This window comes from Gemmata sp. (genome assembly GCF_051859125.1).
Taxonomy (GTDB): domain Bacteria; phylum Planctomycetota; class Planctomycetia; order Gemmatales; family Gemmataceae; genus Gemmata.
Genome location: NZ_JBHYGG010000263.1, coordinates 21,243 through 28,719, shown reverse-complemented (window position 1 = coordinate 28,719; position 7,477 = coordinate 21,243). Strand labels below are relative to the sequence as shown.

Genomic DNA, 7,477 nt, shown 5'->3' with positions numbered 1-7,477 from the left:
GAATGCCTGCCCCACCAGAATGCAATCACTTCACCTTCTCGACCGCCTTGTGTGCGGTTTCCTGAAGGAACTGGGCGTAGTCCGCGCCTACGCCGGCCGGGCGGAACGTGTTCCCGACGGCGCTCCGACCGTACAGGAACTCGTAAAAGACGAGCCCGCCGAGGTACTCGCCGGTCGCGTTCGCGTGGTGCCCATCCATCTTGAGCGTCTGCTTGCCGTCGGTCGCCGCGGCCCAGCGCCACCCGACGTGCAGCGAGTGCGTCTGGTCCGGCAGGGCCGGGGCCGTCGCCGCCTTCGGATCGAACTTCGGGTCGGGCTTGTACCCCCACTTCGGGTCGGTGTCCGCGGCGGAGAACGCGTCGCCGACCGGGATGAAGCGGACGTTCAGTTCCTTCGCCATCGTGCGGTACGCGCTCGACAGCCCGTCGTACATCTCCTTCTGCGTCTTCGGCTCGCCGCCCTTGTCGGACGGCTTCGTGAACCTCGGGTCGTCCACGCGGTACGCCCACGTCTCGTGGACCACCACCTCACTGGCCGGCGCGTGCTTCTTGATGAACTCGTACAGGGTCTTCATGCCCGGCTTGTAGTTCGCGAGGTCGTGGCTCTTGATGCTGGCCTGCTGGATGGTGATGACGTCCCACTTCTCGGCGACCAGTTCCTCCGCGAGGCTCTTCCCGGTGCCGTACAGCCCGGCCTTGTCCTTCGGGTCCTTCTCGTGTGCGCCGACTTTGGCGAGGTGCTGGTCCGGCCCGCTGCCGCCGATGACGCACCGGTGGTGGACGAGCGCGTTGCCGTCGGCCTCGACGATCTTGTCGAGGTACTTGGTCGCGTTCTGGGAGAAGCTGTTGCCGACCGTGAGTAGCCGAACGGTCTTCTGCTCGGGCTTGTCCTGCGCGACGAGGACGGCGGGCAACAGCGCAAGACCGAGGAGCAGCGCGGCGAACCTGCAGGTGAGCATGGGCCGAACTCCGGGAGGGGCGGGTGTCTGGGTATCTAACCTCCCGCAACCGAGCGGGTATCGGACGAATCTTCCCGCGATGCAGGGTCTTCTCTTCGTCGGTCGCGCGGCCGCGTACCTCTGCGCCAGCAGATGGGGCACCGGCTCACGTCTTCCCAAGAACCAGATCGACCACCCAACACCCGCGAACGTGAACGCCGTTGGCATCTCGGCAGTGGTTGAGGATGTCGTCGTTGTCGCACCCGGCGTCCTGGAGTGCATCCGCGAGAATCGGCATCGTGCTGAAATCACGGGAGTCGTACATCTGCTGCGCGAGCGCCACCGCCGTTGACGTCCGCCACATACTCTGCACCTCCGTAAGGGGGATGGGCTTCTTTCGTCTGTCACTGCCTCCGCGAAGCGGATTGCCAGTAATGTCGGTGAGCAACTTCAAATACAACCGCCGGAGATGGATCACCGAATCAGATCCTTCGAGGGCTTTGAGCAAGTGCATTGGAGCCTGATACGCAGCGGTCGTGAGTCGCAGAGCAGCAATTTTCCAGAAGTGCAATCCAGAGCCCAGTTCAACTCCGACACAGTTGCTCGCTGCCTGCGGAGCGATTGCATCGACTTTGCTCCAAATCCCCGATTCAGCAGCTTCCTCGACAAGTGCTGTGGTCTTCTGGAGGAACGAATCAGCCTTGGCCTGGGTGGTTCGATGAATGCAGGCAACGGCGAACAGTGCTTCGACTCGACGAGTCAGGCGTCGTGCGGGCGGCAAGGCCATCGAGCGCAGCCACTCCGCTTCCGTCATCGCTCGCCCTCCGTGCCGCCATCATCCCCGATCGCAGGCCGGGTGCAAGTCGTCACATCACCCCTTCGCCGCCCCGTTCTCGCTGCGTGGCTCAGAACTCTGGGCCGAACCTCTCCGCCCGCTCGCGTGTCCATCCCGCGCCTTTCGGCACCGTCGGCAGAGCCTGCCCTGGGTCCACTCGTCGTGGAAAAAAGGCCGCACCCGCGGCCGGGCAGGGGCTCCGGCACCACCCGCGGTCGCTCGTTGCGACCGGGAGACCCGTTCCCATGCACAAGGTTCACGTCAACGTCGGCACCATCGGCCACATCGACCACGGCAAGACGACCCTCACCGCCGCGATCCTCGCGGTCCAGGCCCAGAAGGGGTTGGCGACGGCCAAGCCCTACGACATCGTCGCCAAGGGCGGCACCCGGCGCGACGACACCAAGACCGTCACCATCGTCTCGGCCCACGTCGAGTACGAGACGGACACGCGGCACTACGCCCACGTCGACTGCCCGGGGCACGCCGACTACGTGAAGAACATGATCACCGGCGCCGCCCAGATGGACGGCGCGGTGCTCCTGATCTCCGCCGTGGACGGCCCCATGCCCCAGACCCGCGAGCACGTGCTGCTCGCCCGGCAGGTCGGCGTCCCGCACCTGGTCGTGTTCGTCAACAAGGTCGATCTGGTGAGCGACCCGGACCTGCTCGAACTGGTCGAACTCGAGACGCGCGACCTGCTCACGCGGTACGGGTTCGACGGCGACGCGGTCCCGTTCGTCCGCGGCAACGCCAAGGGCGCGCTCGACCACCCCGGCGACCCGGCGTTCAGCGGGTGCGTCACCGAGTTGCTGAACGCGCTCGACGCGCACGTCCCCGCCCCGGTGCGGGACGTGGACAAGCCGTTCCTCATGGCGGTGGAGGGCGTGTACTCGATCGAGGGGCTCGGCACGGTCGTCACCGGCCTGATCTCGCAGGGCCGAGTGGGCGTCGGCGACAAGGTGGAGGTGGTCGGCAACGGGGACGCCGTCGAGTCGGTGGTCACCGGGGTCGAGCAGTTCCACAAGCCACTGCCGTTCGCGCAGGCCGGATTCAACGTCGGCGTGCGGCTGCGCGGCGTGAAGGCCGACGCGGTGCAGCGGGGGCAGGTGCTCGCCGCGCCGAAGTCGATCCGGCCGCGGTCGAAGTTCCGCGCGGAGGTCTACGCGCTGAGCAAGCCGGAGGGCGGGCGGCACACGCCGTTCTTCACCGGGTACAAGCCGCAGTTCTACGTGCGGACGACGGACGTGACCGGGTCGGTGACACTTCCCGAGGGGGTCGAGATGGTGATGCCCGGCGACAGCGCCCGCATCGAGGTGAGCCTCGACCGGCCGATCGCCCTTGAGGCGGGGAGCCGGTTCGCGATCCGGGAAGGCGGGAAGACCGTCGGCTCGGGCGTCGTGAGCGAGGTGATGGAATAGTCCCGCGGGCGGGCGGGGGCCTCAGGGCCGCCGCTCGCCCGCGTCCTTCTTCGCGCCGTGCGTCCCGAGATAGACCAGTTCCGCGACCACCGTCAGTTCGACCCCGCTCTCGCCCTTCCAGATCCCGCACCCGCGGGCCGACACGTCCACGACGAGCAAATGGTGGCTCGACGCGTTCGCCTGGAGTTCCGTGGAGGCGGTCGCCGTGGCCGTCGCGGCCTGACCGCCCCCCGACACCTTGTACGCCGTCACCGCGGCAGCCGCGGCTGCTTTAGCCTCGGCCGTCGTCTGCTCCTCGGCCCGCCACGCCCACCCCGCTGGTACCGTACTCACCGTGTACGTGACCGACCCCCGCTTGTCGGCGGTCACGACCCGGTGACTGCGGACGTACCACCCCGGGGGCGGTGCGTAGACGACCCGCTTGCTCTCGGCGGCAGTGTTCCCGACCGAGATGGAAACGGAGACAACCGGGAGGGTCTGGGTGGTCCCGATCGCGGGCGGGGCGTCGGCCGCAAGGGCGGGGCGGGCCGCGACCAGCACTGCGAGGGTAAGGATCGTCCGGTTCATGATCGGCCTCCGTGCCGGGGGGAGTGACTTCAACGCCACTTGGTGTTGCACGGCGTGTGCCGGTTGGTCTGCGAATTCGCGACGGGTGAGTGAATCGCGGCCGTGGTGAACTTGAGGAAAAGTTCGCGGATTGCGGGGCGGCTCCGAGGATCGCTGCTCGTTACATCCGCTCCGCGGTGCGACGAGGAGAAGCCCCCTCTGATCCTCTTGATCCGGCTTTTCCTCCTCTTGATCCGCGTGCCATTGCTTCCCGGCCGACGCACCGGGTGCGCGAAAATCACACGGCGTCTTCTCCCACTTGCCCGCAGGTATACGATTGCAGCATGAGCGAATGGCACCTGGCCCGCGGCTACCGGTACGCGGGCATTGTAAGCGGACTCCGCAGCGAACCCGACCGCCGCGACGTCGCGGTCGTCGTGAGCGACACCCCCGCGACCGCGGCCGGCGTGTTCACGCAGAACCGCGTGTGCGCCGCACCCGTGCAGGTGAGCAGAGGGCGGCTCCCGCGGGCCGACGCGCGGGCCATCGTCGTCTGCTCCGGGAACGCGAATGCCTGCACCGGCGAGCAGGGGCTCGCCGACGCGCGACGCATGACCGATCTCGTCGCCAGTACCCTCGGGTGCAAACCCGAGCAGGTGCTGGTCGCGTCCACGGGCGTGATCGGCCGGCCGCTGCCGATGCCCATCCTCGAAGCCGGCATCCCGAAGGCGACCCGCGAGGTCGCGCCCGGGCGCGACGCGCTGAGCCACACCGCGGCCGCTATCCTTACCACGGACACGGGCATCAAGGTCGCCACCCGCGAGGCGAACGGCTTCACGATCACCGGGTTCGCCAAGGGCGCGGCGATGATCGGCCCGAACATGGCGACCATGCTCGGGTTCGTCCTCACCGACGCGGCCGTGGGCGAGACCGACCTGCACCACGCCCTCAGGGCCGCGTGCGACCGCAGCTTCAACTGCGTCTCGGTCGAGGGCCACACCAGCACCAACGACACCGTCTTCATCCTCGCCAACGGCACCGGCCCGAGGCTCGCCGGCCCCGACCTCGCCGCGTTCCAGGACGCGGTCACCAGCGTGTGCGTCGAACTCGCCCGCAAGATCGCGATCGACGCCGAGGGGGCCGAGCACCTCATCACCATCGAGGTGGACGGGTGCCGCACCGACGCCGACGCCCGGCAGATCGCGAAGACCGTCGCCGAGAGCGCACTCGTGAAGACGGCGGTGTTCGGGGCCGACCCCAACTGGGGCCGCGTCGTGTCGGCCGCGGGGTACGCCGGGGTGCCGTTCGAGGAGAAGGACCTGTCGATGTGGATGGGCGACATGCTCCTCTACCGGAGCGGGACGCCGCTGCCGTTCGACGCCGCGTCCGCGTCGGCCTACCTGAAGCACAACCGCGAGGTCCACTTCAAGCTGAAGTTCGCCCTCGGCTCGGGCCGCTGCACGTTCCACACCTGCGACCTCACCCCCGAGTACATCCGCCTCAACGCGGACTACACGACCTGATTGGAGGTTGGGGATCGGAAATGGGAGATTGGCCGGCACCGGGCGGGCCAACGGCACCGAACGGCAGCTGTGCGGGACGGAGAGCAATGCCCCCCATCTCCGATCCCCGACCTCCGATCTCCCACACCCTGGTTTCCCTCACGGGCATCACGCGCACGTTCGGCCCGTTCACGGCGCTGCACGACGTTTCGCTCGAACTGCCGCCGGGCCGGGTCGGGCTGCTCGGGCCGAACGGGGCCGGGAAGTCCACGCTGCTCAAGATCCTCATGGGGCTGATCCCGCCGTCGAGCGGCACCGGCCGCGTGCTGGACCAGGAACTCGGTGGCGACCGCGACGCGAGCGCGAACTGGCAGTTGCGGCGGCTCATCGGGTTCATGCCCGAGGCCGACGCGCTCGTTCCCGGGCTCACCGGCGTCGAGTACGTCAGCCTCGCGGGCGAACTGTACGGGATGCCGCGGCGCGAGGCCCAGCGGCGGGCGCACGAGGTGCTCTCGTACCTCGAACTCGAAGAGGCCCGGTACCGGCTCGTGGAAGAATACTCCGCGGGGATGAAGCAGCGGGCGAAACTCGCGCAGGCGCTCGTCCACGACCCGCCCGTGCTGTTCCTCGACGAGCCGACCTCGGGCCTGGACCCCGCGGGCCGGGACGCGATGCTGAGGCTCGTCGAGCGGCTCGGCACCGACCACGGGAAGTCCGTCATCCTCTCAACGCACCTGCTCGCCGACGTGGAGGCGGTGTGCGAGCGGGTCGTCATCATGGCGGCCGGCCGGGTGCGGGGGCAGGGGACCGTCGCCGAACTCCGTGACCCCCGGCTGCACCGGTTCCGCATCCGCGTGCAGGGCGACGGGGCCGCGTTTCGGTCCGAACTGGCCAGGCGCGAGGTGCGGGTGCTGGCCGACAACGGCCACGGCGAGTGGCGCGTCGCGGTGCCGCCGGGCTGGGCGAACCTCGACTTCTTCCGGCTCGCCGAGACGCAGAACGCGGTGATCCGCTCGCTGGTCCCGGACGACGAGACGCTCGAAGAGTTGTTCCTCCGCACGGTGGGAGCGTGAGAGCGGGTTGGTAGAAGTAGTAGGCACACTCCGGGTGCCGTTCTGTCTACCATCGACGGCACACGGAGTGTGCCTGCTACCTTGGCCGTTGGGATCAGCATGGCTGCACAGACCGACAACCTGCTCCGCTACCGGCCGTGGCGCGGCACCCCGCACGGGCCACTGTGGGCGTCCGTCGCGATGGCGCGCGTGTCGGTCCGGCTGCTGGTCCGCCGGCGGCTCCTGTGGGGGCTGTTCGGGCTCGGGCTGCTCGTGTTCTTCTTCTTCTTCTACGCGCAGTACCTCGTCGTCTGGATCACGAACCAGCTCTCGACCGAGACCGTGCGGTTCGCCGGCATCCCGGTGACGGTCGGGAACCTCACGAAGTTCTTCGACCGCCTCGCGCTCAACGGCACGGCGCACACGTTCGGGAACTTCATCTGGTACCAGGGGTACGTCCTCATCATCCTCCTGGCGCTGGCCGGGTCGGTGCTCGTGGGCAACGACTTCTTCCACGGGAGCCTGCCGTTCTACCTGTCGAAGCCGATCGGCCGGTGGCACTACGTCCTCGGGAAGTGCCTCGCGATCGGCGTGTTCGTGAACGTGCTGGTCACGCTCCCGGCGATCGGCCTGTGGGTCGAGGCCGGGCTGCTGTACGACTGGAAGACGTACTACCTCGACAACCTCGACCTGCTGCTGGGCATTCTCGGCTACGGGCTCGTGCTGACGGTGGCGATGAGCCTGCTCGTGGTGGCGACGGCCGTGTGGGTGCGGCGGGCGGTGCCGATGGTGATGATCTGGATGGGGCTGTTCGTGTTCCTGCGGATGCTCGGCGACCAGCTCGCCCGCGAGGTGGACCCGCGGTGGCGGCTCGTGGACCTGTGGAACGACCTGTACCTGTGCGGGCTGTGGTGCCTCGGCGCCGAGCACAACACGATCCGCCCGCCGGGCCAGCCGGAGTTCTGGGAGGCGTGGGCGGTCGTGGCCGCGGTGTGCGGCGCGTGCCTGCTGTACCTGCGGCGGCGCGTCCAGGCGGTGGAGATCGTGTCGTGACAACCGATCTTGGGCGAGCGGGGGGGGGCAGCCCCCCGAGTCGGGGCAGGACCCCGGCCGGCGCCCGGGCCGCCCCGCCGCGGGGGGCGGCCCCCCCCCGGGCCCCGGGGTCCCGGGGGCCCCGGGGGGGG

Annotated in this window: 7 protein-coding genes; 4 read left to right on the top strand and 3 right to left on the bottom strand. The window is 68.8% G+C overall.

The annotated features are described in order from the left end of the window. Positions 1–25: 25 nt before the first annotated feature. On the bottom strand, positions 26–958 hold the full coding sequence (locus ACTIGN_RS25260; protein WP_439629072.1) for a DUF4886 domain-containing protein: 933 nt from the start codon (positions 956–958) through the stop codon (positions 26–28). 145 nt (positions 959–1,103) lie between these two features. Further along, complete coding sequence (locus tag ACTIGN_RS25255) at positions 1,104–1,751, bottom strand: hypothetical protein (RefSeq protein WP_439629070.1); 648 nt, start codon at positions 1,749–1,751, stop codon at positions 1,104–1,106. 266 nt (positions 1,752–2,017) lie between these two features. Here ACTIGN_RS25255 and tuf point away from each other — a divergent pair, with 266 nt between their 5' ends. Further along, positions 2,018–3,193 (top strand): elongation factor Tu, encoded by a 1,176-nt coding sequence (gene tuf / locus ACTIGN_RS25250; protein WP_439629068.1) that lies wholly within the window; start codon positions 2,018–2,020, stop codon positions 3,191–3,193. 21 nt (positions 3,194–3,214) lie between these two features. Here the strand turns inward: tuf and ACTIGN_RS25245 are convergent, their stop codons facing one another. Next, entirely contained in the window at positions 3,215–3,760 is a 546-nt protein-coding gene (locus ACTIGN_RS25245) for a hypothetical protein (protein WP_439629066.1), read from the bottom strand. Positions 3,761–4,083: 323 nt separating this feature from the next. Here ACTIGN_RS25245 and argJ point away from each other — a divergent pair, with 323 nt between their 5' ends. From argJ to ACTIGN_RS25230, 3 genes are all read left to right on the top strand, one after another. After that, complete coding sequence (argJ, locus tag ACTIGN_RS25240; RefSeq protein WP_439629064.1) at positions 4,084–5,262, top strand: bifunctional glutamate N-acetyltransferase/amino-acid acetyltransferase ArgJ; 1,179 nt, start codon at positions 4,084–4,086, stop codon at positions 5,260–5,262. A gap of 86 nt (positions 5,263–5,348) precedes the next feature. After that, on the top strand, positions 5,349–6,314 hold the full coding sequence (locus tag ACTIGN_RS25235) for an ABC transporter ATP-binding protein (RefSeq protein WP_439629062.1): 966 nt from the start codon (positions 5,349–5,351) through the stop codon (positions 6,312–6,314). Between the two features lie 99 nt (positions 6,315–6,413). After that, positions 6,414–7,346 (top strand): ABC transporter permease subunit, encoded by a 933-nt coding sequence (locus ACTIGN_RS25230; protein WP_439629060.1) that lies wholly within the window; start codon positions 6,414–6,416, stop codon positions 7,344–7,346. Positions 7,347–7,477 lie beyond the last annotated feature (131 nt).

Coding starts and splice junctions, on each gene's coding strand:
- ACTIGN_RS25260 (WP_439629072.1), bottom strand. CDS start 958: ATGCTCACCTGCAGGTTCGCCGCGCTGCTCCTCGGTCTTGCGCTGTTG.
- ACTIGN_RS25255 (WP_439629070.1), bottom strand. CDS start 1,751: ATGACGGAAGCGGAGTGGCTGCGCTCGATGGCCTTGCCGCCCGCACGA.
- tuf (WP_439629068.1), top strand. CDS start 2,018: ATGCACAAGGTTCACGTCAACGTCGGCACCATCGGCCACATCGACCAC.
- ACTIGN_RS25245 (WP_439629066.1), bottom strand. CDS start 3,760: ATGAACCGGACGATCCTTACCCTCGCAGTGCTGGTCGCGGCCCGCCCC.
- argJ (WP_439629064.1), top strand. CDS start 4,084: ATGAGCGAATGGCACCTGGCCCGCGGCTACCGGTACGCGGGCATTGTA.
- ACTIGN_RS25235 (WP_439629062.1), top strand. CDS start 5,349: ATGCCCCCCATCTCCGATCCCCGACCTCCGATCTCCCACACCCTGGTT.
- ACTIGN_RS25230 (WP_439629060.1), top strand. CDS start 6,414: ATGGCTGCACAGACCGACAACCTGCTCCGCTACCGGCCGTGGCGCGGC.